Origin of the sequence: Streptomyces prunicolor, assembly GCF_045162825.1 — a bacterium.
In the GTDB taxonomy this organism is placed as follows: Bacteria; Actinomycetota; Actinomycetes; order Streptomycetales; family Streptomycetaceae; genus Streptomyces; species Streptomyces prunicolor.
The window spans coordinates 6,853,655-6,879,906 of the sequence record NZ_CP108676.1; the positions used below are offsets into that span (position 1 = coordinate 6,853,655).

General features: G+C 70.6%; 19 protein-coding genes. 11 read left to right on the forward strand and 8 right to left on the reverse strand.

Translation table 11 applies throughout. The features are described from left to right. The first annotated feature begins 194 nt into the window (after window positions 1–194). Window positions 195–3,542 (forward strand): S8 family peptidase, encoded by a 3,348-nt coding sequence (locus OG588_RS31640; RefSeq protein ID WP_405953257.1) that lies wholly within the window; start codon window positions 195–197, stop codon window positions 3,540–3,542. A 95-nt stretch (window positions 3,543–3,637) separates the two neighbouring features. Then, entirely contained in the window at window positions 3,638–5,368 is a 1,731-nt protein-coding gene (locus OG588_RS31645; protein WP_405950231.1) for an AAA family ATPase, read from the forward strand. Between the two features lie 50 nt (window positions 5,369–5,418). Here the strand turns inward: OG588_RS31645 and OG588_RS31650 are convergent, their stop codons facing one another. After that, complete coding sequence (locus OG588_RS31650) at window positions 5,419–6,063, reverse strand: DUF6416 domain-containing protein (protein WP_405950232.1); 645 nt, start codon at window positions 6,061–6,063, stop codon at window positions 5,419–5,421. 136 nt (window positions 6,064–6,199) lie between these two features. Between OG588_RS31650 and OG588_RS31655 the strand changes: the two genes are divergently transcribed. Both OG588_RS31655 and OG588_RS31660 read left to right on the forward strand, forming a co-directional pair. After that, on the forward strand, window positions 6,200–6,970 hold the full coding sequence (locus OG588_RS31655) for an antibiotic biosynthesis monooxygenase (protein ID WP_366096465.1): 771 nt from the start codon (window positions 6,200–6,202) through the stop codon (window positions 6,968–6,970). A gap of 33 nt (window positions 6,971–7,003) precedes the next feature. Next, window positions 7,004–7,516, forward strand: a complete 513-nt coding sequence (locus OG588_RS31660; RefSeq protein ID WP_405950233.1) for a hypothetical protein — start codon at window positions 7,004–7,006, stop codon at window positions 7,514–7,516. On the opposite strand, the gene OG588_RS31665 is transcribed toward OG588_RS31660, so the two are convergent. Next, the gene (locus tag OG588_RS31665; RefSeq protein WP_405950234.1) at window positions 7,506–8,441 is read right to left on the reverse strand and encodes a helix-turn-helix domain-containing protein; all 936 of its coding nucleotides are present in this window, start codon (window positions 8,439–8,441) and stop codon (window positions 7,506–7,508) included. The two genes, OG588_RS31660 and OG588_RS31665, sit on opposite strands and share 11 nt — an antisense overlap. 172 nt (window positions 8,442–8,613) lie before the next feature. Between OG588_RS31665 and OG588_RS31670 the strand changes: the two genes are divergently transcribed. Next, a complete protein-coding gene (locus OG588_RS31670; RefSeq protein WP_405950235.1) occupies window positions 8,614–9,654 on the forward strand; it encodes an NAD(P)-dependent alcohol dehydrogenase in 1,041 nt (346 codons plus the stop codon). Between the two features lie 274 nt (window positions 9,655–9,928). Here OG588_RS31670 and OG588_RS31675 read toward each other — a convergent pair whose 3' ends face one another. The 4 genes from OG588_RS31675 to OG588_RS31690 all read right to left on the reverse strand — a co-directional run bounded on the left by OG588_RS31675 (window position 9,929) and on the right by OG588_RS31690 (window position 14,024). Next, window positions 9,929–10,969 (reverse strand): FecCD family ABC transporter permease, encoded by a 1,041-nt coding sequence (locus OG588_RS31675; protein WP_405950236.1) that lies wholly within the window; start codon window positions 10,967–10,969, stop codon window positions 9,929–9,931. Continuing rightward, the gene (locus tag OG588_RS31680; RefSeq protein WP_405950237.1) at window positions 10,966–11,955 is read right to left on the reverse strand and encodes a FecCD family ABC transporter permease; all 990 of its coding nucleotides are present in this window, start codon (window positions 11,953–11,955) and stop codon (window positions 10,966–10,968) included. The genes OG588_RS31675 and OG588_RS31680 overlap by 4 nt, the downstream gene beginning before the upstream one ends. A 34-nt stretch (window positions 11,956–11,989) precedes the next feature. Beyond that, window positions 11,990–13,045 (reverse strand): ABC transporter substrate-binding protein, encoded by a 1,056-nt coding sequence (locus OG588_RS31685; RefSeq protein WP_405950238.1) that lies wholly within the window; start codon window positions 13,043–13,045, stop codon window positions 11,990–11,992. A gap of 82 nt (window positions 13,046–13,127) precedes the next feature. Beyond that, window positions 13,128–14,024 carry an AraC family transcriptional regulator N-terminal domain-containing protein gene (locus OG588_RS31690; RefSeq protein ID WP_405950239.1) on the reverse strand — a complete coding sequence of 299 codons (897 nt, stop codon included), beginning with the start codon at window positions 14,022–14,024 and terminating at the stop codon, window positions 13,128–13,130. Window positions 14,025–14,186: 162 nt separating this feature from the next. Here OG588_RS31690 and OG588_RS31695 point away from each other — a divergent pair, with 162 nt between their 5' ends. Continuing rightward, window positions 14,187–15,269: an aldo/keto reductase gene (locus tag OG588_RS31695; protein WP_405950240.1), complete on the forward strand. Its 1,083-nt coding sequence runs from the start codon at window positions 14,187–14,189 to the stop codon at window positions 15,267–15,269. A gap of 28 nt (window positions 15,270–15,297) precedes the next feature. On the opposite strand, the gene OG588_RS31700 is transcribed toward OG588_RS31695, so the two are convergent. Next, complete coding sequence (locus OG588_RS31700) at window positions 15,298–16,035, reverse strand: SDR family oxidoreductase (protein ID WP_405950241.1); 738 nt, start codon at window positions 16,033–16,035, stop codon at window positions 15,298–15,300. A gap of 111 nt (window positions 16,036–16,146) precedes the next feature. Here OG588_RS31700 and OG588_RS31705 point away from each other — a divergent pair, with 111 nt between their 5' ends. Continuing rightward, window positions 16,147–16,938, forward strand: coding sequence for a helix-turn-helix transcriptional regulator (locus OG588_RS31705; protein ID WP_405950242.1), 792 nt, complete (start codon window positions 16,147–16,149; stop codon window positions 16,936–16,938). Between the two features lie 55 nt (window positions 16,939–16,993). Here the strand turns inward: OG588_RS31705 and OG588_RS31710 are convergent, their stop codons facing one another. After that, window positions 16,994–19,990 carry a tetratricopeptide repeat protein gene (locus OG588_RS31710; protein WP_405950243.1) on the reverse strand — a complete coding sequence of 999 codons (2,997 nt, stop codon included), beginning with the start codon at window positions 19,988–19,990 and terminating at the stop codon, window positions 16,994–16,996. Between the two features lie 304 nt (window positions 19,991–20,294). Here OG588_RS31710 and OG588_RS31715 point away from each other — a divergent pair, with 304 nt between their 5' ends. The 4 genes from OG588_RS31715 to OG588_RS31730 all read left to right on the forward strand — a co-directional run bounded on the left by OG588_RS31715 (window position 20,295) and on the right by OG588_RS31730 (window position 26,103). Next, window positions 20,295–22,478, forward strand: coding sequence for a glycogen debranching N-terminal domain-containing protein (locus tag OG588_RS31715; protein WP_405950244.1), 2,184 nt, complete (start codon window positions 20,295–20,297; stop codon window positions 22,476–22,478). A gap of 130 nt (window positions 22,479–22,608) precedes the next feature. Beyond that, on the forward strand, window positions 22,609–23,793 hold the full coding sequence (locus OG588_RS31720; protein ID WP_405950245.1) for a glycosyltransferase family 4 protein: 1,185 nt from the start codon (window positions 22,609–22,611) through the stop codon (window positions 23,791–23,793). A gap of 167 nt (window positions 23,794–23,960) precedes the next feature. Further along, window positions 23,961–24,527, forward strand: a complete 567-nt coding sequence (locus OG588_RS31725) for a dihydrofolate reductase family protein (RefSeq protein WP_405950246.1) — start codon at window positions 23,961–23,963, stop codon at window positions 24,525–24,527. Window positions 24,528–24,639: 112 nt separating this feature from the next. Then, on the forward strand, window positions 24,640–26,103 hold the full coding sequence (locus OG588_RS31730; protein ID WP_405950247.1) for an amidase: 1,464 nt from the start codon (window positions 24,640–24,642) through the stop codon (window positions 26,101–26,103). The last annotated feature ends 149 nt before the right edge of the window (window positions 26,104–26,252 follow it).

The window sequence follows — 26,252 nt, forward strand, 5'->3', positions numbered from 1 at the left end:
GGAGTTCGGGCGACGGCGTAACAGTTCGCGGCAGCGCTTTCTTACCCTCCTCTCATCTCTTGAGCGGGTGATCACCCCTCGGCATACTGCGTATTCCGGGGGGTGTCGCGCACGTGCGTGCGGGCTTTCCCCCGGCCGGGTGAACGGGGAATTCGCCCGGTACCTCAGCTCCAGGGGGAGCCTTGCGCAGACACGTGAAGAGAGCGTGCGCGGCCACCGTCGCCGCGTCCGCCGCCGTAGCCCTCGCCGCCGGAATGACCACCCCGGCGTCGGCGAAGCCCGAACAGCGTGCGGCCGGTGCCGCGCAGACCGGTGCCACCCAACTCGGTGCCGCACAGGCCCGGCTCAAGGGCAGCCACCACATCACCCTGATCACCGGCGACCGCGTCACCCTCGACGCGAAGGGCCGGGTCGCCGGTCTGGAGCCGGCGAAGGGCCGTGAACACATACCCGTTCAGGTCCGCAAGCTCGACGGGCACACGCTCGTCATACCCGTGGACGCGGCCCAGCTGGTCGCGTCCGGCAAGCTCGACCAGCGGCTCTTCGACGTCACCGAGCTGAACAAGTCGGCGGAGCGCGCCTCCCAGAAGGCCGGCCTCAAGGTCATCGTCGGTTACCAGGGCGCCGCCACCGCCACCAAGGCCGACGTCCGGGACGCGGGCAGGCTGCGCCAGTCCCTGAAGACGCTGAACGCCGACGCCGTGCAGACCCCGCAGCAGGACACGCCCGAGCTGTGGAAGGCCGTCACCAACGGCGACAAGGCGGCCTCCGGCATCGCGCACATCTGGCTCGACGGCGTCCGCAAGGCCAGCCTCGACAAGTCCGTGCCGCAGATCGGCGCCCCGAAGGCGTGGGCGGCCGGCTACACGGGCAAGGGCGTCAAGATCGCCGTACTGGACACGGGAGTCGACGCCGACCACCCGGACCTGAAGACCCAGGTCATCGAGTCCAAGAACTTCTCCACGGCCACCGACGCGAACGATCACTTCGGGCACGGCACGCATGTCGCCTCGATCGCGGCGGGCACCGGTGCGAAGTCGAACGGCAAGTACAAGGGTGTCGCGCCCGACGCGAAGATCCTCAACGGCAAGGTCCTCGACGACAACGGCTCCGGTGACGACTCCGGCATCCTCGCCGGCATGGAGTGGGCGGCCCAACAGGGCGCCGACATCGTCAACTTGAGCCTCGGCGGCCAGGACACCCCGGGGATCGACCCGTTGGAGGCGGAGGTCAACAAGCTCTCCGCCGAGAAGGGGATCCTGTTCGCGATCGCCGCGGGCAACGAGGGCCCGGAGTCGATCGGTTCGCCCGGCAGCGCGGACGCGGCCATCACGGTCGGCGCGGTCGACGGCAACGACAAGCTCGCCGGCTTCTCCTCCACCGGCCCGCGCGTCGGCGACGGCGCCATCAAGCCCGACGTCACCGCGCCGGGCGTCGACATCACCGCCGCCGCGGCCCCGGGCAGCGTCATCGACAAGGAGGTCGGCGAGAACCCGCCCGGCTACCTGACCATTTCGGGTACGTCGATGGCGACCCCGCATGTCGCCGGTGCCGCCGCCATCCTCAAGCAGGAGCACCCGAGTTGGGGCTACGCCGAGTTGAAGGGCGCGCTCACCGGGTCCGCGAAGGGCGGCAACTACACGCCGTTCCAGCAGGGTTCAGGCCGGATCGCCGTCGACAAGGCCATCAAGCAGAGCGTCATCGCCGACCCGGTGTCGGAGAGCTTCGGCGTCCAGCAGTGGCCGCACACCGACGACACCCCGGTCACCAAGCAGGTCACCTACCGCAACCTCGGCACCGCGGCCGTCACCCTCAAGCTCGCCGTGGCCGCCACCAACCCCAAGGGCCAGGCGGCTCCTTCGGGCTTCTTCAAGCTCGCCAAGACCTCGGTGACCGTACCGGCCGGCGGCACGGCCTCGGTCGGCCTGACCGTCAACACCAAGCTGGGCGGCACGCTCGACGGTGCCTACTCCGCGTATGTGACGGCGACGGGCGGCGGGCAGAGTGTCCGTACGGCCGCGGCCGTGGTGCGCGAAATCCAGTCGTACGACCTCACGTTGAAGTTCATCAACCGTGACGGCAGCGCCGCCAAGTACTACTCCGCCACGCTGGTGGGCATGTCCGGTCTCGGCAGCGGCAGCTACGCCAGCCCCTACGACGCCTCGGGCACCGTCAAGGTCCGTGTCCCCAAGGGCGGTTACGTCCTCGACACCGGGATCTTCGTGGACCCGGAGGACTTCACCAAGGGTGCCGACTGGCTCGCCCGGCCCAAGCTGGACATCGCCAAGAACACCTCGCTCACGATCGACGCCCGCACCGCGAAGCCGGTCGACGTCACGGTGCCGGACGCCGGAGCCAAGTCGGTCTTCGCGTCACCGGCCTACACGATCGAGACGTCCGACGGCGCGGCCTCCTTCAGCTGGTTCCTGGATTCGTACGCCAACTTCCGCAGCGCGCACCTCGGTCCGCAGATCACCGACGGTTCGCTCTCCGAGCAGTGGGACGCGCACTTCACCAAGGGCGCCGACGAGCAGTACGACACCACGACCGGCGGCAAGGTCAAGCAGCTCGCCACCGGCTACACCAAGCACTACAAGGCGAGTGAACTCGCCACGGTGAAGGGCCGCATGGGCGCCGCGGCGAGCGGCAAGAAGGGGCTGCTCTACGCCTTCGGCTATCTGAGCAACGGCTCCGGCGCCTCCGCCTCCACCCTCGCGCAGCCGCTGCCCGGCACCCGCACGCTGCACGTCTCCACCGTCAACGGCGTCAAGTGGGAGCTGGACTTCGAGCAGGACAGCGCCGCGCTCGACCCGGACGGCTTCCCGATCGCCGAGTCCTACTACGTCTCGAACAGCCCGGAGACCTTCAAGGCCGGCCAGACATACACCAGGACCTTCAACACGGCGGTCTTCGGCCCGCACCTCGACGCCGTCTACGGCGTGTACCGCGCCGGCAACGAGATCTCCGGATTCGTGCCGCTGTTCGCCGACTCCGCGCAGCACGCGGGCTCGTCGCTGTTCACCTCGGTCAACACGACCCTGTACCGCAACGGCACGAAGGTGGGCTCCAACAAGGACCCGCTGCTCGGCGAGGGGGTGTTCAAGGTCCCGGCCGCCAACGCCTCGTACAAGCTGACCACTTCGGTGATCCGCAGTGTCAAGGTCGCCGCCGCCTCCACCCGGATCGACGCGAGCTGGACGTTCTCCTCGAAGAAGCCGACCGGTTCCGACGTGGCCAAGCTTCCGATCTCCACGGCCCGGTTCAACGCGGCCACCGGCCTGGACAGCCGCGTCGCGGCCGGCAAGAAGGCGACGATCCCGGTCACCGTCGAGGGCGCGGCAGCCGGCCGCAACCTCAAGTCCCTGGGCGTGTGGGTGTCGTACGACTACGGCCAGACCTGGAAGAAGGTCAACGTGGTCAACGGCAAGATCACCGTCACCAACCCGGCCAAGGGCAAGGCCATTTCGTTCCACGCGAAGATCGCCGACAAGAAGGGCAACAAGTCGACGATCTCGATCTACAACGCGTACTACGGCAAGTAAGTCCGTGACGCCGGCGGCCTGTTCGGGACTTCGAGTCCGGAACAGGCCGCTTGTGCGTGCATGGGAAACTGGATCTCCGCATGAGGGGAGAGGCAGTGTCGGGAACGTGGGGCGACCTCAGGAAGTGCGAGCGGGCCTGGGCGGACGCGGTGGGTTTCCTGCGACAGGGCCGTGCGGACATCGCCGGGCGTCGGTTCGAGGAGGCACTGCGGCACGACCCGTCGGCCGCCGACGCCTGGCTGGGACTGCACGCGTCGGGGTACCGGCAGGACGACGCCGTGGACCGGATGACATGGAACGCGCGGTCGTTCGGAGCGCTGCGCGCCAAGCTGAGCACCCCTCTCAAGTCCCGCTTCGACCTCGGTTTCTACGTCACGTTCCGGCTGGAGACGCATCGCGACCTCTGGCTGGCGGGGATGGCCCGGTTCCTGGCCGAGGGCCGGCTCGACGAGGCCTGGCAGTCCCTCGAGACCGCGTTTCTCGACTGCGACGAGACGCGGTTCATCTGTACCAGGTACGCCCACCTCAAGCGCGACTGGCCGCTCGTGCTGAACTTCTCGCGGAACATCACCGACGCTTTTCTGCGGGACGAGTCCCAGCTCTATGTGGCGCGAGCGCTGATCGAACAGGCCGTGTTCCACGAGGCGTTGAACGTCCTGGCGCCGCTTCCTCTGAAATTCGCCGCGGGCAGCAAGTTCGACGGCGAGGTGGCGTATCTGCGCGGCCTGGCCAAGGAGGCGCTCGGGCAGGACGAGGAGGCGCTGCGGGACTACCAGTACGCTTTCCGTTGCTTCCCTGGGCTCGGCGACGTGGCGGAGCGCGCACGGGCCACCGTGCCCAGAACCGCGGCCCACCCGGCGCAACCGTCCCTGCCGACACCGGCGGTACGGCCCCGGAGCGATTCCCCACCGACCACCACGGCGGCGGGCGGGGGCCCGGACGCCTCGGTGCTCAGGGAAGAGAGCCTGGCCGAAGCGATGTCACTGCTGGACGACATGGTCGGCCTCGAACCCGTCAAGCGCCAACTCCGCACTTTGACGGCCCAGTTGCGCATGTCGGCGATCCGGAGGCAGCAAGGCCTGCCATCCGCCGTTGCCCCACAGCACTTCGTCTTCGCGGGGCCTCCCGGTACGGGCAAGACCACGGTCGCCCGCATCGTCGGCAAGCTGTTCGCCGGACTCGGCCTGCTGGAAAAGGGGCAGGTGGTCGAGGCCCAGCGCGTCGACCTGGTCGGGCAACATCTCGGCGAGACCGCCATCAAGACGACCAGGACGATCGATTCGGCTCTGGACGGTGTGCTGTTCATCGACGAGGCCTACGCACTGTCCAACAGCGGCTATTCCGGCGGCGACGCCTTCGGCGACGAGGCGCTGCAGGTGCTGCTCAAGCGGGCCGAGGACGACCGCGACCGGCTGGTGGTGGTCCTGGCCGGCTATCCGGACGAGATCGCCGAACTGCTGGCCAGTAATCCAGGCCTGGCCTCGCGCTTCACCACCCGCGTGGACTTCCCGTCGTACACCGCGCCCGAACTGGTCCTCATCGCGCAGCGCTTGGTGGCGGCGCAGGGCGATGTCCTGGCCGAGGACGCCGCGGTGGCGCTGCGATCCGCCTGCGACGACGCCATCCGCGACGCGCTGATCGACCAGCTGGGCAACGGCCGCTTCGTACGCGAACTGTGCCGCAAGGCCGCCGCCTCGCGCGACCTGCGCGTGTACGAGGCCCTTGGCGGCTCGGGCACCCCGTCGATCGAGGACATCACCACACTGCGCCTCGGCGACGTCACGGCCGCCTACCGCGAACTGTGCGAGGCCGTGTCGAGCCCCTGATCCGAGTGGGGGCGGGACAGTGCCGTGGTGGTTCCCACGCACGGCTCCGGTCACCGCTGCCGTGTCGGCGCCTCCGCTGTCAGGGCCGCGTCGAAGAGGTCGGCGACGGACTGCTTCACCGCGTAGTGGGCGCCGCTCGCGGTCTCCCACCAGGAGAACGGAAAGCGGCGTCCGGCCTCCCTGCGTGCCCGGCCGGTGGTGTTCATATATCCGGCCACCACGTTGGGGTTGTTCTTGGTGCCGTCCGGGTTGAGGCCGAACCGCTCCGCGATCTCGTCACTGGAGACCAGGCGGCCTGGGGTGGACCGCAGATAGTCGAAGATCTCCTGTGCGCGCCTCGACAGGGCCAGGTAGTACGCCACGGCCCGGGCCTGGTCGGTGTCCTTCCAGTCAGCGCCGTCGTGGCCCGAGCCGCCGTCGTGCCTGGCCCACATGGGGTCGGTGTCGTCCAGGTGCACGGGAAGCCGCTCCTCGTCCTTCTCGGGGCGGCCAGGCTTCCTGGACCGGGCCGCGGCGTGGCGTTCGAGATCCTCGCGGTCGTAGACGGGGCCGACGGCGATGGTGTCGATGGGCTCGGGGGCTCCGTCGCGGGAGAGGAGCCGGCGGGTCTGTGATTTGTCGGCCTGGTAGATGAGTGCCGCTTCGGCGATTCCGGCGAGCCGCAGAGGACGGCCGTCCGGCCTGTTCATACCCATGCGCGGAACCTTATCCCGTAAAAGGTCCTCACTGTGGACTGTTTATTTGGTCCCCTTGAGGAGGTGGAGTGAGCCCGTAGCGAACCGGTCGCCGGAAGTGCAGCTTCCGGCGGGCCCCTCGTGTTTCCGTGGCCCCATGACAGCCCAGACCGTCGAGTACATCCGATACCGCATCCCCGAGCAGCGGTCGGCACAGTTCCTGGCCGCCTACACCCGTGCCGCACGACAGCTGGCCGCCGCCCCGCAGTGCGTGGCGTACGAGCTGGCCCGCTGCGAGGAGGACGCCGAGCGCTTCGTCCTGCGCATCACCTGGACGTCGACCGAGGCACACCTGGAGGGCTTCCGCGGGTCGGAGCTGTTTCCGCCGTTCCTCGCCGAGATCGGCCCGTACGTCGAGGACGTCGAGGAGATGCGCCACTACGAGCCGACCCCGGTCCGCGGCGACGGCTCCGCCGTCCCCACCCTGTACGACTGGGCGGGCGGCGCCGAGGCCTTCTCCCGGCTGACCGAGGTCTTCTACGACAAGGTGCTCAAGGACGACCTCCTCGCACCCCTCTTCGCCGGACTGGCTCCCGAGCACGCCGAGCACGTCGCCCTCTGGCTCGGCGAGGTCTTCGGCGGCCCGGCTACCTACTCCGAGACCCAGGGCGACCACGGCCACATGGTCGCCAAACACTTCGGCAGGAACATCAGCGAGCGGCAGCGCCGCCGTTGGGTCGACCTCGTCCAGGACGCGGCGGACGACGCGGGCCTGCCGACCGACGCGGAGTTCCGGTCGGCGTTCCTCGCGTACGTGGAGTGGGGGACGCGGTTGGCGGTGTACTTCTCCGGCCCGGACGCGCAACCGCCCGCCAAGCAGCCGGTGCCGCGCTGGAGTTGGGGGTCGATGCCGCCCTATCAGGGGTGACGTCGGCGTCTCGGAGGTGCCATAGGGCCCCCTATGACCGCCGCCGTCACCGCCACGATCACCGCCGTCGTCGGCGTGCTCGGCACCCTCTTCGCCCCCGTCCTCAGCCAGCGCCTCACCGCACGGCAGCGCGCTGATGAGGTCCAACTCGCCGAGCGCAGGCGGCGGTTCGAGGAGCGGCGGAACGCCTATACGCTCATGAACCGAGCCTCGCGGCAGTTCCACACGCTGCTCAAGGACGCCCTGCATCGCCTCCGCGACGGTGTCTACACCGAGCTGGAGCGCGATCAGCTGGAGGAGGCGCGGCGGGACTACCGGGACCGGTACGCCGAGGCGCAGATGGCCGTGCCCGAGCGCGTGCTGGACGCCTCACGGTCGGTGAACGAGGTCCTCGCGGGCGCCGACGCCGCCGTGAAGCGCCTGGACCGTGGCCTCGCCCGGGACGGCGAGAGCGCCGAGGAAGCCCTGCTCGATCTCAAGGAGGCCGAGCCCCGGCCGGCCGCGATGCGGCGGCTGATGCGGGCGGATCCGGGTGTCACGGAGTGAGGTCGGGGCGCTGGGCCGAGGTGCCCACGCGGGTCGCGTCCGTGCCCCAACTCGCCAGCAGGCGCAGGGCGTCGGCGGACGGGGAGCCGGGCTCCGCGTGGTAGGTGATCAGGGACTGCTCGGAGCCGTCGCCCAGGCGGAAGCCCTCGAAGTTGAGGGTGAGGTCGCCGACCAGCGGGTGGTGGAGGCGCTTGACGCCGTAGGTCTTCTCCTTGACGTCGTGCGTGGCCCACATGCGCCTGAACTCCTCGCTCTTGACGGAGAGTTCGCCGACCAGGGCGGACAGCCGCGGGTCGTCCGGGTGGCAGCCCGCGTCCATGCGGAGCATGCTGACGATGTCCGTGGCCTTCTGCTCCCAGTCCACGTACAGCTCCCGGTACTCGGGCCGCAGGAACACCAGCCGCGCCCAGTTCCGCTCCTGCGGCGGCAGCTGTGACCAGTCGCCGAAGACGGCCGCGGCCATCCGGTTCCACACCAGGATGTCCGAGCGGCGGCCCGAGATGTACGCCGGGACCGTGTCGATCGAGTCGAGCAGCTGCCGTAGCGGAGTGCGCACGTGCTGGGTGGGGGGCGACGGCTTCTTCTTGTGCTGCTTCGGCTTCGCGAGGTGGGTGAGGTGCGAGGACTCGGCGTCGGACAGGCGCAGGGCGCGGGCGATCGCGTCGAGGACCTCCGCCGACACGTTCCGCCCGTTGCCCTGCTCCAGGCGGGTGTAGTACGCCACCGAGACCCCGGCCAGCTGCGCCAGCTCCTCGCGGCGCAGCCCGGGCACCCTGCGGTGCCGCCCGAAGTCCGGCAGCCCCACGTCCTCCGGCTTCAGCCGGGCCCGCCGGGTGCGCAGAAACTCGCTCAGCTCGGCACGCCGGTCCAGGGGCCGTCCGGCGTCGACCGCGGGCTCGGTGGCGGGTTCGGGCTGTTCGTCCATACGCTCCAGTATTCCCGGTCGTACGCCCAGGAGCCTGACCTCGCTGGTGGTAGGCACAGCGGACGTACGCAGAGGCGTGACCTGGGTAGCCACAGGACTTTCGGGCAGGCTTGGTTCCGTGCCCGGCCGGAAGGCAGCCGGGCGCGCATCCCCCCGCTAGGAGACTCTCGGCATGACTACAGTCGCCGCATACGCAGCCCCCGCCGCCAAGGCTCCCCTGGAGCGCACCACCATCGAGCGCCGGGCCGTACGTGAGTTCGACGTTCTGATCGACATCAAGTTCGCCGGTATCTGCCACTCGGACATCCACCAGGCCCAAGAGGGCTGGGGCAAGGCCATTTTCCCGATGGTCCCGGGCCACGAGATCGCCGGCATCGTCTCCGAGGTAGGACCCGGCGTCACCAAGTTCCAGGTCGGCGACCGCGTGGGCGTCGGCTGCCTGGTCGACTCCTGCCGCGAGTGCGACAACTGCAAGGCGGGTCTGGAGCAGTACTGCACCGGCGGCAGCGTCGGCACGTACAACGCCATCGGCAAGGACGGCGAGCCCACCTACGGCGGCTACTCCGAGAAGGTCGTCGTCGACGAGAACTTCGTCCTCGGCATCCCCGAGGGCATCGCCCTGGACGAGGCCGCGCCGCTGCTCTGCGCCGGCATCACCCTGTACTCGCCGCTGAAGCACTGGAACGCCGGCCCCGGCAAGAAGGTCGCGATCGTCGGCATGGGCGGCCTCGGTCACATGGGCGTCAAGATCGCGCACGCGCTCGGCGCGGAGGTCACGGTCCTCTCGCAGTCGCTGCGCAAGCAGGAGGACGGCCTGAAGCTGGGCGCCGACCACTACTACGCGACCAGCGACCCGAAGACCTTCGAGGAGCTGCGCGGCACCCTCGACCTGATCATCTCCACGGTGTCGGCCCCGCTCGACCTCGGCGCGTACCTCTCGCTGCTGAAGACGGACGGCGCGCTGGTGAACGTGGGAGCCCCCGAGGAGCCCGTCTCCCTCAACCTGTTCTCCGTGATCGCCGGCCGCAAGACCCTGGCCGGTTCCGGGATCGGCGGTATCCAGGAGACCCAGGAGATGCTGGACTTCTGCGCCGAGCACGGCTTCGGCGCCGAGATCGAGCTGATCTCCGCGGAGCAGATCAACGAGGCGTACGAGCGGGTGCTGGCCAGCGATGTCCGGTACCGGTTCGTGATCGACACGGCCACGATCTGACTCGGCGGCCTCGTTCAGTGAGGGTCCCGGAGCTGTACTGCTCCGGGGCCCGGTGCGCTGTCGAGTGCGGGTGCGTCGGGGCTGGTCGCGCAGTTCCCCGCGCCCCTTTGGGGCGCGTTGTCGAGTGCGGGTGCGTCGTGGTTGCTCGCGCCCACGCGGCGGAGCCGCACATCGATACAGCCCCGCGCCCCTGAGTAGGGAAGCGCCAGGCGCTTTTTAGGGGCGCGGGGAACTGCGCGACCAGCCCCCACCGGTCCGCAGCCGCCGACGAACCTCAGCCCCCCACCCTGTTCCGCCCCAACAGCCACAACAGATACGGCCCCCCGACCAACGAGGTGAGCGCCCCCACCGGCACCTCCAGCGGGGGCAACACCGTGCGGGCAGCGAGATCGGCCGCCACCAGGATCACCGCGCCCGTCAACGCCGAGCACACCAACGGCAGTTGAGGCGTACGGGTGAGCCGCCGGGCCAACTGCGGCGCGGTCAGCGCGACGAACCCGATCGGCCCGGCCGCCCCCGTCGCCGTCGCGGCCAGCACCACCCCGAGCACAGTCAGCGCGAGCCGCGTCCGGTCCACCCGCACCCCCAGCGAGGCCGCGGTGTCGGCATCGAGCCCCAGCGGCCGCACGGCCCGGCTCGCCCACACCAACGCGGGCAGCGACAGCAGCAGTACGACGGCCAGCGGCCCCGCCTGCTCCCAGCCCCGCCCGTTCAGCGAGCCCGTCAGCCACAGCTTGACCTGTTCGGCGGCCTGCAACTCGCTGTCCGCGAGATACAGCTGCACCACGGCCGACAGCGCGACCCCGATGCCAACTCCGGTCAGCACGAACCGACTTGGCTGCATCCCGTGCCGCCACGCCAGCACATACACGAGGGCTGCGGCCGCGAGTCCGCCCAGGACGGAGACGGCGGGCATGGCACCGGGCGAGTTCACCATCCCGGCCGACAGCGCGAGCACGGTCGCGGCGGCGGCACCGTGCCCGACGCCGATCACGTCCGGACTGGCCAGCGGATTCCGGGTGACGGTCTGCACGAGCGCCCCGGCGAGCCCGAGGGTGACCCCGACCAGCGCCCCGAGCACGATCCGGGGAACCCGCAACTCGTTGACGACCAGGTCGTACTGCCCGGAACCGGTACGCAGCGTGTGCCACACCTCGGCGGGCGAGATGTAGGTCTGCCCGAAACAGGCGGCGGCGGTCATCGCAATGCCCAGCGCCAGCACGAGAGTTACGGCCACCACGGCCGAACGACGGTGCAGGAGAAGGGAGACGGCGGGGTGAGGGCGCAGCACACTGACACCGGTGGCGCTGCTCATACGGCGGTTCCCCGGCGCCGTACCAACACCACCAGCACCGGCACCCCCACCAACGCGGTCATCACCCCGGCCGGCACCTCGGCGGGCGCCCGCACGACCCGCCCCGCCACATCCGCGCCGACCAGCAGCGCGGCGCCGAGCAGCGCGGACAGCGGGAGCAGGGTGCGGTGGCCGCCGGAGGTGAGGCGGCGGGCCAGGTGCGGGACGGCCAGCCCCACGAACGCGATCGGCCCGGCGGCGGCCACCGCGGACGCCACCAGCAGGGTCGCCCCGAGCGCCGCACTCACCCGCACGACCCCCACCCGATGCCCCAACGCCCGCGCCGTCTCGTCCCCGAGCGCCAGCGCGTCCAGCCCGCGCGCACAGGCGAGGACCAGCAGGGCCCCCGCCACCAGGAACGGCAGCATCTCCACGACCGTGTCGGCGTCCCGTCCGCTCAGCGAGCCGACCTGCCAGAACCGGAACTGGTCGAGGGTGGCGGAGCTGGAGGTCAGGACGACGGTCGTACCACCGGCGGTCATCGCCGACAACGCCGTACCGGCGAGGGCGAGTTTCACCGGCGAGGCCCCGCCCCGGCCGCGCGCGGCGATGCCGTAGACGAGGCAGGCGGCGAGGACGGCACCGGCGAAGGCGTACCAGACGTAGCCGCTGAAACCGCTCGCGAGGCCGGTGGCGATGGCGAGGACGACGCCGGCCGCCGCGCCCTGGCTCAGGCCGAGGATGCCGGGGTCGGCGAGCGGGTTGCGGGTGACGGCCTGGAGCGCGGCGCCCGCGACGCCGAGTGCGGCACCGGCTGTCAGCCCGATCTCGGTGCGGGGCAGCCGTAGCGACCGTACGACCAGCGCGTCCGGTGAACCACCGCCGTGCAGAAGGGCGTTGAGGACGGCGGACGGAGGCACCGGGCGGGTGCCGACGGCGAGGCTGAGCAGCACGGCGGCGGCCACCGCGAGGGTGGCCGCCGGCCAGGCGAGGCGTTTGACGCTCACGACGTGTTCGCTGTCCGTCTCTCTGCTTGCTTCTCTACTTGCTGATGTCCTCGGCGAGTTGGAGGACGACGAGGCGGGCGGCGGTCGGGCCCGCGTTGAGGTACCAGGGGTCGTCGTCGACCTTCACCGCGTGTCCGGCCTTGACCGCGCTCATCGACTTCCAGAGCGGTCCGGCGAGCACGCTCGCGGCATCCGTCTTGTCCGCGTCGCCCTGCACGGAGTAGAAGATCCAGTCGCCGTCGGCCTTGTCGATGCTCTCGGCGCCGATGTCCTCCGAAATCGCCTTGAACTGCTGGGACTTGGGCCGGTCGAGGCCCATGTCGACGGCGATGGAACCGGTGAAGGAGGAGACGCCGAACATCCGGGTGCGGCCGGGTGTGAACCGCAGCATCGACACGGAGGTCTTCGACAGGGCCTCGCCCTTCTCGTGGGCGTCCTCGACGATGCCGTCGAGCAGCTTCTGCGCCTGCTGGCCCTTGCCGATCGCGTCGCCGACGAGGAGGAGATCGCGCTTCCAGTTGATGCCGTTGCCGGCCGTGATGACGGTCGGGGCGATCTTCGACAGCTTCGGGTAGAGGTCGCCGAGCGAGTCGTTGGCGAGGATCAGGTCGGGCTTGGCGGCGGCGAGAGTCTCCAGGTTGGGCGCCTGGCGGGTGCCCGCGTCCGTCATCGCGGCGAGCTTCGACTTGTCCGCCGGGAAGGCGTCCGCGAGGTAGTCGGGGACCAGTCCGGCGTTGTCGGCGCGGGTGGTGGCGGTCGGGACGGTACCGAGCGAGAGCAGATCGTCGAGCTGGCCGGTGCTCAGCACGGCGATCTTCGTCGGCTTCGACTTGATGGTCGTCCTGCCCTCGAAGTGCGTGACGGTACGGGGGAAGGTGCCGTCGGTGTCGTTGTCCGAGCCCATGCCGGTCGCGAGGGTGCTCGGCGCGGCGTCGGGGCCCTCGGAGGCACCGATCACCTTGTTCTGCCGGCCGTCGCCCGTCTTCTCGGCATCGTTGTCGGCGGAGGACGACGAGCACCCGGCCAGCAACCCCCCGACGACGGACACGGCGGCCAACGCCGTGACAGCCTTCCTCTTGAACGCACGCACTATCACTGTCTCTCCGATCACATCCGGCCAGGTAAGGCTTACCTTAACTTGCCGTCGGAGAGTTCCGTTCCCCTGGCCCCTGTCACGCCCTGTCGACCCCGCCCCGCAGCCGTACCGCGTCCTGCCCCGGTGGGCTGCCGAACGCGCGGCGGTATTCGCGGCTGAACTGGGACGCGCTGTCGTAGCCGACCGCGAAGCCGACGTCGGCGACATCCTCAGTGCTGCTCATCAGGAGCAGCCGGGCCTCCTGGAGGCGGATCCGCTTCTGGTACTGGATCGGGGTCAGGGCGGTCACCGCGCGGAAGTGGCGGTGGAAGGGGGAGGCGCTCATCCCGGCCAGCCGGGCCAGGTCCTCGATGCGGAGGGTCTCCGTGTGGTGGTCGCGGATCCAGCGAATGACCCTGCCGATATGGGTGAGTTGACTGTCCGCGAGCCCGATCTGCCGTACGAGCGCGCCCTGTTCGCCGGTGATCAGCCGCCACAGGATCTCCTTCTCGATCAGCGGGGCGAGCACCGGTGCATCGCCGGGACGGTCGCACAGCCGTAGCAAACGCACTGCCGCGTCGAGGAGTTCGGCCGAAGCGTCGCACACGGCGAGACCGTGCGGGGTCGTGCCGCGGGGGAGTGGGGTGGTCCCCGTGTCGAGCAGCAGGGAGGCGATCTTCGCGGGTTCGAGGGCCAGGCCGCAGGCGAGGAACGGTTTCTCGGGGCCGGCCTGCGTGTAGTGGCCCGCGACCGGGAGATCGACCGAGACGACGAGGTACTGCCCGGCGCCGTAGTCGTGGACGCGGTCGCCGAGGGTGAGCCGTTTCGAGCCCTGCGCGACGATCGCCAGCACGGGACGGGCGAGGCTCGCGGTCGGCGCCTCCGGTCGGTCGGCCCGGGTCAGCAGCAGGCCGTCGACGCCGAGCGGGCGGGGGCGGGAGGCGTGCCGGTCGATCAGGGCGCGCAGCTCATGCAGATGTGCGTTCGGGGACACGTCCGATCAAAGCACCCTGCCTCGCCGGCCGGCAACCGCCCGTCGGCGAGTCGATTCGACAGGATCGTGCAAGAGCCCGGCGGTATCGCCCTAACAACTGCCCTGCTCACAGTGGTGTGCTCAAGGAGTCGGTTTCCCACCCACTCCTCAGAGGAGCATTTCATGGCACTCGACTCGTACGTCGGTCTCGGCCGTTCCGGCCTCAAGGTGAGCCCCTTCTGTCTGGGCGCGATGAACTTCGGCGAGGACGGCGGCTTCGGCTGCGGGGTGAAGGAGTCCGAGGAGATCCTCCGGACCTACCTCGACCGCGGCGGCAACTTCATCGACACCGCGAACTTCTACACGAACGGCCACTCGGAGGCCATCCTCGGCGACTTCCTCACCGCCCACCCCGGCCTGCGCGACCGCTTGGTCCTGGCCACCAAGTTCTACGGCAACCTCCACCTCGGCGACCCCAACGGCGGCGGCGCGAGCCGCAAGGCGATCATCGGCCAGCTGGAGGACTCGCTGCGCCGCCTCCGCACCGACTACATCGACCTGTACTGGCTGCACAACCACGACCGTTCCACCCCGGTCGAGGAGACCCTGCGCACCCTGGACGACCTGGTGACGGCGGGCAAGATCCGTTACGTCGGCTTCTCCGACACCCCGGCCTGGTTCACCGCGAAGGCCCACACGACGGCACTGCTGCGCGGCTGGACCCCGGTCACCGCACTCCAGTTGGAGTACTCGCTCCTGGAACGCACCATCGAGGGCGAGTTGATCCCGCTGGCCCAGGACGCCGGGATGGCTGTACTGCCCTGGAGCCCCCTCAAGAGCGGTTATCTGTCCGGGAAGTACACGAGCGGCGGCTCAACTCCCGCCGATACCAGGCGTTCGGCGGTCCTGGGTGCCCCAACTCCCGCTCAGTTCACGGTGATCGACACCCTCGCCGAGGTCGCGGAACAGGCGGGTGCCACCTCCGCCGCCGTAGCCCTGTCCTGGGTGCAGTCCCGCCCCGGCGTCACCTCCACCCTCATCGGCCCCCGCACCCTGGCCCACCTGGAAGCCAACCTGACCGCCCTGGACGTCCACCTCACCCGGGCCCAGACGGCCACCCTCGACGAGGTGTCCACGCCGACCCTCAACTTCCCCCACGACCTCAACCATCAGGTCGGCGACATGCTCAAGTACGCGGGGGCGACGGTGGACGGGGTGCCGAGCGCGGTGTATCCGCCGTTGGCGCAGAGCGCTGTGCGGTACTGAGGGGCCGTGCGGTACTGAGCGCGGGGAGTCAGGCCTGGGCGGTGGGTCGTACGACGATCTCGTTCACGTCGACCGCGGCGGGCTGCTCGATCGCGAAGGCGACGGCCCGGGCGATCGCGTCGGGCGGGATCGCCAGCCGGTCCCGCATGTCGGTGATCTGTTCCCTGACCCGGCTGTTCGTCGAGGCCTCCGCGAAGCCGGTGGAGATCACGCCGGGGGAGACGGTGGTCACCCGTACCGAGGCGCCGGCCTCCTGGCGCAGCCCCTCGCAGATGGCCCGGACCGCGAACTTGGTGCCGGCGTACACGGCCATGTTCGGCGCGACGCGGAGCCCGGCCGTGGACGCCGTGGTGACGAAGTGGCCGGAGCCCTGGGCGCGGAAGACCGGCAGCGCGGCGGCGATCCCGTGCAGCAGCCCCTTCACGTTGACGTCGACCATCTCGTCCCACTCGTCGACCCGCAGATCGTCGAGGGGAGAGATGGGGCCGACGCCCGCGTTGCCGAACAGCACGTCGAGCCGCCCGAACCGCTCACGGGCCAGCGCGACCAGGGCGTGCAGATCCTCGCGCCGGGTCACGTCGGTGCGGATCGGTACGGCGACACCGCCCGCCTTCTCGATCCGCGCCGCCACCTCCGCCAGCGGCTCCAGCCGGCGCCCGCCCAGCACCACCCGGGCACCCCGCTCGGCCAGCAGCAGCGTGGTCGCCTCACCGATACCGCTGCCGGCACCGGTGATCGCCACGACCTTGCCGTCGATTCCGGACATGGTGTTCCTCCTGTCGCCCGTACATTCACTCGGTTACTTGGCCTCAGTGTGGAGCGCGCTTAGCCTGGTATCCAGAAGCTGCTTATTCTGGAACCAGAGGTGCCACACGCGATGTCGACCCAGCCGGACCAACGCCAGGAACTGGCCGCGTTCCTGCGCAGCCGCAGAGAGCGCGTCACACCGGACGAGGTGGGCCTCCCGCGGACCGGTCGCCGTCGCACACCGGGGCTGCGGCGTGAGGAACTCGCCCTGCTCGCCGGCATCAGCGCGACCTGGTACACGTACCTGGAACAGGGCCGGGAGATCCGTGTCTCCGAACAGGTCCTGGAATCCCTCGCCTCGGCCCTCCGGCTGAACCGGCACGAGCGCGGTCACCTGCTCCGGCTCGCCGGCCACCACGCACCGCCGGACGAGTGCGGGCCCTCCGCACCCCTCACCCCCGAGGTGGCCTCGGTCCCGCTCCTCCTGCACCCGCACCCGGCGTACGTCATCGACGGCAACTACGACGTCCTCACCCACAACCAGCCCGCCGCCGACCTGTTCCCGAACCTCACCGCGCCGACGGACCGCCCGCCGAACTTCCTGCGCTGGGTGTTCCTCGAACCCCTGGCCCGGCACGTCCTGGCCGACTGGGAACCCGAGGCGAGAGGTCTGCTGGCCCGTCTGCGCACCCTGTCCGGCCGGCACCCCGCCGACCCGCGCTACACCCGGCTGATCGAGGAACTACACGAACACAGCGAGGAAGCCCGCACCTGGTGGCCCGACTACGAGGTACAGGCCCGCCACAGTGGCCACAAACGCCTGCGCCCACCGGGCCGCAGCACCCCGGTCACCTACACCTACACGGCCTTCCACCTGGCCGAACAGCCGGAGCAGACGCTGGTCATCTACTTTGCACAGTGATCGTGGGTGACGGACGCCGGCACCTGAACGGCCGTCGAGGTCGGTCCGGACGCCCTCAGGGGATGTCCCGCAGCTCCTCCTCGATCTGCTCGATGAGGGGATGGTCCGCGGGGTGGATCCGGCCGTAGATCTCCCGTGCCGTCACCAGATCGTCCTGCCAGCGCTGGGGCAGTCCACCGGATCCCTTGAGGATCAGTGCCCTGCGGTAGCGGGCCTCGGCCACATAGGGATGCTGGGCACCGTACTTGCCGGTGTAGATGCCGATCGCGTTCGTGACCTCTGTCATCGCGGCCTCGCTGTTGCCCAGTTCGTGCAGCAGGTGCGAGTAGCGGACCAGGGCGCAGGCCCGGTCGGGGTGGTCCCGGTCGCCGTTCATATGGGGTGCGGAGAGCACCTCGTCGAAGATGTGCTTGGCCTCCGCGAGCAGCCGCTCCGCCTCGCGTTCCCCCGGGAACGACCGCTCACGTGCGGTGGCGGAGCGCCGGTCGCGGTGGCCCCGGAACCTCGCCGCCTGCTGGCGGAGCGTCTCGCCCAGATGGACGGACGAGGAGAGGACGACGGGGTGTCCGGCCGCGTATCCGGCGCGTTCCAGGATGTCCAGGGCGGTGCGCAGATGCTGTTCGGCTCCCTCCAGGTCGTGGGAGTCCAGCAGGGCCAGGCCCAGCGACTGGTGGACGAACGCCATCGGGTTGCGGCGCGCGGGTTCGCTGCCGCCCGGGGTCTGCTCCAGGAAGTGCAGCGCTTCGCGGTGCAGGCGCACCGAATCGGTGAGCCGCCCCTGCCGCCAGCGGACCAGACCGAGATCGCACAGGCCGTCGGCCACCTTCACCGGGTTGGGCTCGCCCAGTCTCCGCAGGCGCAGCAGTGTCTGCTCCGCCGCCTCGGACGCCCCCTCGAAGTCGCCGAGTTCCCGCAGGACGCGCCCGAGCTGCATCCGGCTCTCCAGCGTGCGCGGGTCGCGGTCGCCGTCGATGCCGGCGCGGATCGCGAGCGCCTCCTCGGCGAACGTGCGGGCTTCGAGCAGTTCGGCGCTGAGCAGCTTGAGCTGGCTGAGCGAGACCAGGGTGTTGGCGACGAGCGAGTTGCGGCGGCCGCCCAGCCCCTCGCGCTGTGCCAGGGCTTCGGTCAGCAGCCGCTCCGCCTCCGCGCGGTCGCTCTGCACGCGGAAGTACTCGCCCATGCTCTGCAACAGCGTCGAGGTGTTCTCGTCGACGACACCGAGCTCCCGGCAGTGGTCCAGCACGGCCCGGGCGTGCGGGAGCAGCTCGACGCACTGCGGCCAGGTCCCCTCCCGGTCCGGGTCCTCCGGGAACCAGCCGTTGACCAGGCACACCGCGGCCCGCGCGTGCTCGGTCTGCTCCGCGACGGACATCTCCTTGCGGATCACCGCCTGCACCTGCGCGTGCATCACGAGCTTCGCCTCGCCGGTCAGCAGCGAGGAGTTCCTGGCGGTCTCCCGGATACGGCGGCCCCGCGCCGGGTGCGCCACCTCGACACGCAGCCGCTCCGGCAGCAGATCGGTGCGCTCGCCGTCGGCCTCGAAGAAGTAGCCGGGGATGCCCTGCGGTGCCAGGAAGGCGCACAGCCGTAGCAGGAGACCCACGACCTCGTCCTTCTCCTCGGCCTGCTTGAAGGAGAGGATCCAGGCGGGGGCGCCGCTGCGGCTCGCTTCCGGGCGGGTGGACGGAGCCAGTCGCGAGCGGATCTCCAGTGCCCGCAGATACCCCTCGATATCGGGATCGTCACGCAGCGACGCCGCCGCCGACTCCAGCGCGAGCGGCAGCCGGCCCAACTGGTCGACGATCCTTGCCAGTCCGTCCTCGTCGGCGATGCCGCTCGCGTCGCTGAGGAACGCCACGGCCTCCGCTGTGGTGAACGCCTCCAGGGCGATGCGGTGGCGCGGCGCGCTCCGCTGCCACACGGGGTTGACCGAGGTGATCAGGATCTGACCGCCGTCCCCGGCGTCCGGCAGCAGCTGGCGGATGGCGGAGTCGTCCTCGGCCCCGTCGTAGATCAGCAGCGCTCTCGTCCGGGGCAACTCGTGGGACAGCAACTGCTGGAGCGTCTGCTCGGGATCACGGTCGTCGCCGTGCACCGTGCCGCCCGCGGGCTGGTCACGGGCGGTGTGCAGACGGTGCGCGAGATCGAGGAGGCTGGCGCGGGCGGTGGGGGCGTGCGCGGCGTCGACCCGCCAGATGACGTCGAAGAGGTCCTCGTACCGGCGGGCGTACTCGAGCGCCAGCCGGGTCTTGCCGATGCCACTGAGCCCGTGGATCGCGCACGTCCGTACATCGCCCGTGACGTTGACCGTGCCCAGGACCTCGCGCAACAGGGCCAGTTCCCGGCGCCGGGCCGTGAAGTGCGAGGCCCCGCGCCGGTCGAAGTTGCTGATCAGCGGGCCCAGCGCCGGATAGCGCGGCTCGACCTCGCCGACGACGTGGGGGGCCGTGTACGTCGGGAGCGGCACCGCGCCGGCCTGGTGCAGACGGGCGTCGACGGTGGCCGCCACGTCGTCGGCGGAGCGCCCGGCCAGCGTCAGCACCTCGCAGCCGGCCCACCTCGTCAACGGCGGGTTGTGGTGCGCGGTCACCAGAACGAGGGCTGATCTGCTGCGGCTCCGGGCGATGCGGATCAGCCCCGGACTCTGTCCCGGATGGTGATTCACGTCGTCCAACATCCGGGAAACAATGATCAGTTCATGATCGGGGGCCACCTCGGGCGGCGGCGGCACCTGGTGTTCCGCGGTCGCCCACGGCCGGGTGGAGGTCAGATACCCGCTGCGGCGTAACCGCCAGGCCAGCCAGTGCGCCCACGGTTCGTCACCGTGCGGATGACTGATCAGCACCTGCGGCGGGAGCCCCTCGGCCTGTTTCTGGAAGGCGCGCCCGGAGTAGGCGCCGAGGCCGGTGCCCAGGGCCAGCAGACAGATCACCAGGAACTGCAGCCAGCCGTCGACGAACTTGACCCCGGCGAGGGCGCCCGCGGCGATCGCCGCGCCCGCGACCGCGAGCACCTGATTCAGACGTCGTGCGCCCCGACTGTTACGGCGCATGGGATCCCCCCGCCCAACACCGTTCCCCGTTTGGAAGAACAAGTATGAGGCGGGAAGCGGGTCTTGACGCCCCCGTTGCGCAAACCTTCTGCTCCCTTGCGCAAACCTCCTGCGAACGGCGGACGCCGCGCCGCATGATGGCTGTCGCGTCGGCGAGCCGTTATCGTGACTCACCATCAAGTGGCTGTTCAGGTGTTTTTCCGGACGAACTCCCCCACCGTTTCGGGAGGGTGCGACGCAAGCTCGACGGGCCGAGCCGGCACCGGCGCAGCTGGCCTCGCAGCGTTTTGGAAAGGTGCCATCCGTGATCGACTCCGCTCCCCTCCTGCCGGGCCGTCAGCCGTTTCTGGACGACTCGGTGATCTGCCTGGCCGCGCCGTCGTTCGCGCTGTCGCCCCGGGACGGACAGCTGCGGGGAACGGGAGTCGACGGCTTCTACGACCAGGACCAACGGCTCCTCCACACGCTCCGGTTGCTCGTCGACGACCAGGAACCGGAGCATGTCGCGTATCGCACCGAGGGCTCCCGTGAGGCGTTCTTCCAGGCGGTGTGCCGTTCCTCCGAGGACCCGACCTCCGCGCCCTGGCTGCTGGTCACGCGGGAACGCGCGGTCAGGCGTCCGGGCGTCGCGGTGACGGAGCCGGAGCCGGCAGCGGATTCGGGTGACGTCGTTCTGGTGCAGAACGTCGGCCCCGAGGCGGCGCGGTTCATCCTCTCCGTGGTGGCCGCCACCGACCTCGCCGACGTGGCCACGATCAAGGCGGGGGTCCCGGCCACCGACATCCCCGGCGAACTGGGGGAAGGCCTCGCTCCGGAAGTGCGCTGGCACAGCCCGCGAGACAACAGCGAGGTCGTGCTTCGGGCCGAGCCCGTCCCGCTGAACGGCGGTGGGCTCGAACCGAAGATCACGCTGGACGACCACCGGCCCGGACTGGCCGAATTCCGCTGGGAGTTGCTGCTCAGGTCGGGTGAAGAGTGGTCCGTACGACTTGTGGTGCAGGGCGGGACCACGACGGTGGCCGACTATCCGGTACCGCCGCGGCAGCCCGCTCCCTGGGGGCCGGTCGAGGTGACCGGGCACGAGCGCATGGCCGCTCTGCTCACGAAGGGACTGGCCGACCTGGAGGCGCTGCGGCTGGCCGAGCCGACCGCTTCCGCCGACGGGCGCGAGAACCAGTTCGTGGCCGCCGGATGCCCGTGGTTCCTCGGCCTGTTCGGCCGGGACAGCATCTGGGCGGCCCGCATGATGCTGCCGTTCGGCACCGAGCTGGCCCGCGGCACCCTCCGGACCCTGGCCGGCCGGCAGGGGAGGCACCACGACGCGTTCACCGACGAGGCCCCCGGGCGGATCCTGCACGAGCTGCGGCCGACGGAGACCCGGCACGGGGACGGCATGGTGCTCCCCGCCCGCTACTACGCGTCCGTCGACGCGACCCCGCTCTTCGTCGTCCTCCTGCACGAGGCCTGGAAATGGGGTCTCGCCGAGAAAGAGGTGCGGCTGCTGCTGCCGCAGGCCCGGGCGGCGATGGAGTGGGTCGCGGCCACCCTGGGCCCCGACGACCTGATCAGCTACGGCAAGGGCAGGGCCGACGGTCTCCTGCACCAGGGCTGGAAGGACTCGCCCGACGCGATCCGCGACGCCGAGGGGCGCCGCGTGGACCCGCCCATCGCCCTGTGCGAGGTGCAGGGGTACGCCTACCAGGCCGCCGTGGGCTACGCCGAACTCCTCACCGCGCTCCAGGACGACAAGAAGGAGGCACAGGTGTGGCTGGACCGGGCGAGCCGCATCCGTGCCGCCTTCCAGCGGTCCTTCTGGGTCGAGGAGCCGGACGGCCGGCGCTATCCGGCCATCGCCGTCGACGGCGCCGGACGTCCCGTCACCGGCCGGACCTCCAACATGGGGCACCTGCTGAACTCCGGCATCCTCCAGAGCGAGGAGGAGCACCGGGCGGTGGCCGAGGCGCTCATGTCCGACGGACTGCGGACACCCTGGGGGATCCGCACCCGTTCCGCGCACCTGGCCGGATTCAATCCGTTCGGCTATCACGGCGGATCGGTCTGGGCGCACGACTCCGCGATCGCCGTGCACGGGCTCGCCGCCACGGGGTTCGTCGACGAGGCCGCCACCCTGCTCGACGGGATGCTCGACGCGGCCCGGCACTTCGACCACCGGTTGCCCGAGCTCTACGCGGTCTACGCGAACTCCCGGTTCGACCGGCCGGCCCCGTATCCGCCCTCCTGCCGCCCGCAGGCCTGGGCGGCCGCCGCGGCGGCACTGCTCTGCTCCGCGATGCTCCGGGTGGACGCCGACGTCCCCGACCGCCGGCTGACGCTACGGCCGATCGCGCCCTCACGCATGGGCCTGGAATCCCCCTACGCTGTCCGGGGGTTGAGGCTCGGCGAGCGATCCGTCGACGTGACCGTCGACCTCCACGGCGGCGTGAGGGTATCGGGCATCGACACCGAGGAATGGCGCATCGACGCCTGAGGCTCTGGCACGACCTGAGGGTCTCGCACGACTTGAGGTTCTCGCACGACCTGAGGCAGAGCGGTCCCCGAGGAGAGGGAGACACGTGGTACGTGGCGGGCCAACGGACAGCCGGCGTTCCATAGCCCTCGTGCACTGGGCCTTTCCGCCCACGGTCGGCGGTGTCGAATCCCATCTCGCCGACTACGCCGCCTCGTTGGCGCAGCGGGGACACCGGGTGACCCTGCTGACCGGCGAACTCCGGCCGCAGCCGGTCGACCAGGTCGAGGTCCTCAGCCATCGCCTGTTACGGCTGGCCGAGTACCGCGGCGGCACTCCGGGCGCGGGCGGGACCCGGGGCGCGCGGAGATGGGTGACGCCCGCCGAGGAGCGCCAGGCCGCCGAGCTGTACGCATGGCTCGCCCGCGTGGTGGACACCCGCGGCATCCAGCTCGTGCACGGCCACAACCTGCACCACTTCTCCCCGGTACCGGCCCTGGCGCTGAACCGGCTCCGGGAACGCACGAGCACGCCGCTGCTGCACACGTACCACAGCATCTGGCCCGAGGACCCTTGGACGGCCCAGTTCTGCGCCTCCTGGGACGGCCACTTCGTGGTCTCCGAATACCTCGCCTTCGCCTGCCGGACGCACCTCGGCATCCGCGCCCGCCGCATCTACCTGGGCATAGCCACCGACCGGTTCCGCGATCTGCCGCCGGCCCGGGAGGACGGCCCCCGCACCGTGCTCCTGCCGGCCCGCCTCTTCCCGGACAAGGGCGCGGAGCTGGCGGTCCGCATGGTGGGCGCGCTCAGACAGAGCGGGCTGCCCGTCCGCCTGGTGCTGACCAGCCCGCACGAGGTCGTGGACTGGCACGAGGAACAGCAGGGCTTCCTCGTACGGCTCAACAAGCTGATCGACGAGCTGAGACTGCGCTCCCACGTGGACCTGGTGCCGACCCCCAAGGAGAAGATGCCGGGCCTGTACGCCCGCTCCCACGTCGTCGTCTACCCCTCGGACTACCCGGAGCCGCTGGGACTCGCCCCCCTCGAAGCGATGTCCGCCGGCCGCCCCGTCGTCGTCACGGCCACCGGCGGCCTGCCGGAGACCGTCGTCCACGGCCGGACCGGATACGTGGTGAAGCCGGGAGACCTCGATCAACTCAGCGACCGGGTAAGGAGTTTGCTCCTCGACCCGGTCCTCTCCCGCCGACTCGGCCAGGAAGGGCGCAGACACGTCGAGCGCCAGTTCAACCTCCAGACCTACGTCGACAAGATGTCCGCGCAGTACACGGCGCTCGTGAAGGACCGTGTCGAAGGGCTGTCACAGAGCGGCTGACGCGTGCCCGCCTCGATCGGGACGTCATGTCGGCTTGTCCGAGTCGGCCGGGTACACCACGCTGAGCCCCGAGCACGAGGGCGGCCGGCGAGCCCGGATCGCGCACCGATGAGTTTCCCGCGCCGCGCCGGTCCACCCGCCGGAGCCCACGGACGGAAGGCTGAGCCATGCGGAAACTGATCTACGGCATGAACCTGACCCTGGACGGCTACATCGCCACGGCCGGCGACGACATCGGCTGGAGCGGACCGCCGAGCGAGGAGCTGTTCCAGTGGTGGCTCGGCCACGAGCAGGCGAGTGACCTGACGCTGTACGGGCGCAAGCTGTGGCAGACGATGAGCTCCTACTGGCCGACCGGCGACCAGCAGCCGGGCGCCACCCCGGCGGAGATCGAGTTCGCGCGGAACTGGCGGGACACGCCGAAGGTGGTGTTCTCCTCGACGATCGACAAGGTCGACTGGAACACCCGCCTGGTCACCGGCGACGCGATCGCCGAGATCACCCGGCTCAAGGCCGAGGACGGCGGCCCGATGAACATCGGCGGCGCGACACTCGGCGGGGCGGCCATGCGCGCCGGGCTGATCGACGAGTACGCGATCGCCACCCATCCGGTCCTGGTGGGCAGCGGCACACCGTTCTTCGCCGCCCTGGACAGCTGGGTGAACCTGAACCTGGTGGAGACCCGGACACTTCCCGGCGGCGTGGTCCTGAGCAGGTACGAGACGAGGCGCTGAGCAGCGGCACCCACGCGTCGGCCGCCCGGACAGGCCCTGGACCCGGCACGTCAACTCCGTTGCGCGAAGCGGCATTTCGTGGCCCCTCCCCACGGTCGTTACGGTCGGATCCATGAAGCAGAATCCGTGGAGTTTCCCGACGGCCGAAGAGCTCGCCACCGCCCTGCGCGCCGGCGAGGTGACCTCGGCGGAACTGACCGACGAGGCGATCACCCGTATCGAGCGGCACGACAAGGCGATCAACGCGATCTGCGTGCCGGACTTCGACCGCGCCCGGGCCGCCGCACACGCCGCCGACCGGGCCCGCGCCCGAGGCGAGGACCGGCCGCTGCTCGGCATTCCGGTGACGGTCAAGGAGTCGTACGACATCGCCGGGCTGCCCACGACCTGGGGCATGCCGACGCACCGGAGCCATCTGCCGGCCCAGGACGCGGTACAGGTGTCACGGCTCAAGGCGGCCGGTGCGGTGCTGCTCGGCAAGACCAATGTGCCGCTGAGCCTCCAGGACGTGCAGAGCTTCAACGAGATCTACGGCACCACCAACAACCCCTGGGATCACGGCCGTACGTCGGGAGGATCCTCCGGCGGGTCGGCGGCGGCCCTGGCGTCCGGGTTCGGCGCGCTGTCCATCGGATCCGACATCGGGGGTTCGCTGCGCACGCCCGCGCACTTCTGCGGTGTCTACGCGCACAAGCCGACGCTCGGTCTTGCGGCGAGCCGCGGCATGGTCCCGCCGACCGCGCAGGCCCTCCCGGTCGAATCCGACCTCGCCGTCGTCGGTCCGATGGCGCGCACGGCCCGCGACCTCACGCTCCTGCTCGACGTCATGGCCGGACCGGACCCGCTGACCCACGGCGTGGCGTACGACGTGACGCTGCCACCCGCGCGCCACGAGCGGCTCGGCGACTTCCGCGTCCTGGTCCTCGACGAGCATCCGCTCATCGCGACCGGGGCCGCGGTGCGGGCGGGCGTGAACCGGGTGGCCGACGCGCTCGCCGACGCCGGCGCCCGCGTCGAACGGCACACCCCGCTACTGCCCGACCTGACCGAAGCCGCGCTGATCTACGCGCAGTTGCACTTCTCGGGCGCCGCCGCGGGTTTTCCCGTCGAGGCGTACGAGTACTTCCGCACCCGCGCCGCCGGACTGAGCGCGGACGACCACAGCCTCGACGCGGCGCGGCTGCGCGGCATGGTGTTCAGCCACCGGGACTGGATCCGGGCGAACCATCGCCGTGAGCTCCACCGGCGCGGCTGGCGGCAGCTCTTCGGCGAGTTCGACGCCGTGGTGTGTCCCGTCACGCCGACTCCCGCGTTCCCGCACGACCACGACCCCGACCTGATGGCACGCCGACTCGACATCGACGGCGTGGAGTATCCCTACCTCGACCAGCTCGTGTGGGCCGGCCTGGCCACCATGCCCGGGCTGCCGGCCACGGCCGTACCGGCGGGGCGGTCGCCGGAGGGGCTGCCGGTGGGGGTGCAGATCGTCGGGCCGATGTTCGAGGACCGGACCCCGCTGCGGCTGGCGGAACTGCTGGAGGAGCGGATCGGCGGCTTCCGGGCGCCGGGGGCGTAGGGGAGGAGGGGCGGAGGTGAGGCGGGGGAGGTGAGCAGGTCGCCGGGCGCGGAATCGCGCGGGGCCCTCATGCGTTGAGCACACTGGGTAAGGGAGGCCGGCGGCGTACGAGCCGAGTGACCGAGCCGACCCAGCTGCCCGAGTGATCG

Bases quoted from the DNA above. Each gene is read 5' to 3' on its own strand.
- OG588_RS31650 (WP_405950232.1), bottom strand. From the start codon at position 6,063: ATGGGTATGAACAGGCCGGACGGCCGTCCTCTGCGGCTCGCCGGAATC.
- OG588_RS31655 (WP_366096465.1), top strand. From the start codon at position 6,200: ATGACAGCCCAGACCGTCGAGTACATCCGATACCGCATCCCCGAGCAG.
- OG588_RS31660 (WP_405950233.1), top strand. From the start codon at position 7,004: ATGACCGCCGCCGTCACCGCCACGATCACCGCCGTCGTCGGCGTGCTC.
- OG588_RS31665 (WP_405950234.1), bottom strand. From the start codon at position 8,441: ATGGACGAACAGCCCGAACCCGCCACCGAGCCCGCGGTCGACGCCGGA.
- OG588_RS31670 (WP_405950235.1), top strand. From the start codon at position 8,614: ATGACTACAGTCGCCGCATACGCAGCCCCCGCCGCCAAGGCTCCCCTG.
- OG588_RS31675 (WP_405950236.1), bottom strand. From the start codon at position 10,969: ATGAGCAGCGCCACCGGTGTCAGTGTGCTGCGCCCTCACCCCGCCGTC.
- OG588_RS31695 (WP_405950240.1), top strand. From the start codon at position 14,187: ATGGCACTCGACTCGTACGTCGGTCTCGGCCGTTCCGGCCTCAAGGTG.
- OG588_RS31700 (WP_405950241.1), bottom strand. From the start codon at position 16,035: ATGTCCGGAATCGACGGCAAGGTCGTGGCGATCACCGGTGCCGGCAGC.
- OG588_RS31705 (WP_405950242.1), top strand. From the start codon at position 16,147: ATGTCGACCCAGCCGGACCAACGCCAGGAACTGGCCGCGTTCCTGCGC.
- OG588_RS31710 (WP_405950243.1), bottom strand. From the start codon at position 19,990: ATGCGCCGTAACAGTCGGGGCGCACGACGTCTGAATCAGGTGCTCGCG.
- OG588_RS31725 (WP_405950246.1), top strand. From the start codon at position 23,961: ATGCGGAAACTGATCTACGGCATGAACCTGACCCTGGACGGCTACATC.
- OG588_RS31730 (WP_405950247.1), top strand. From the start codon at position 24,640: ATGAAGCAGAATCCGTGGAGTTTCCCGACGGCCGAAGAGCTCGCCACC.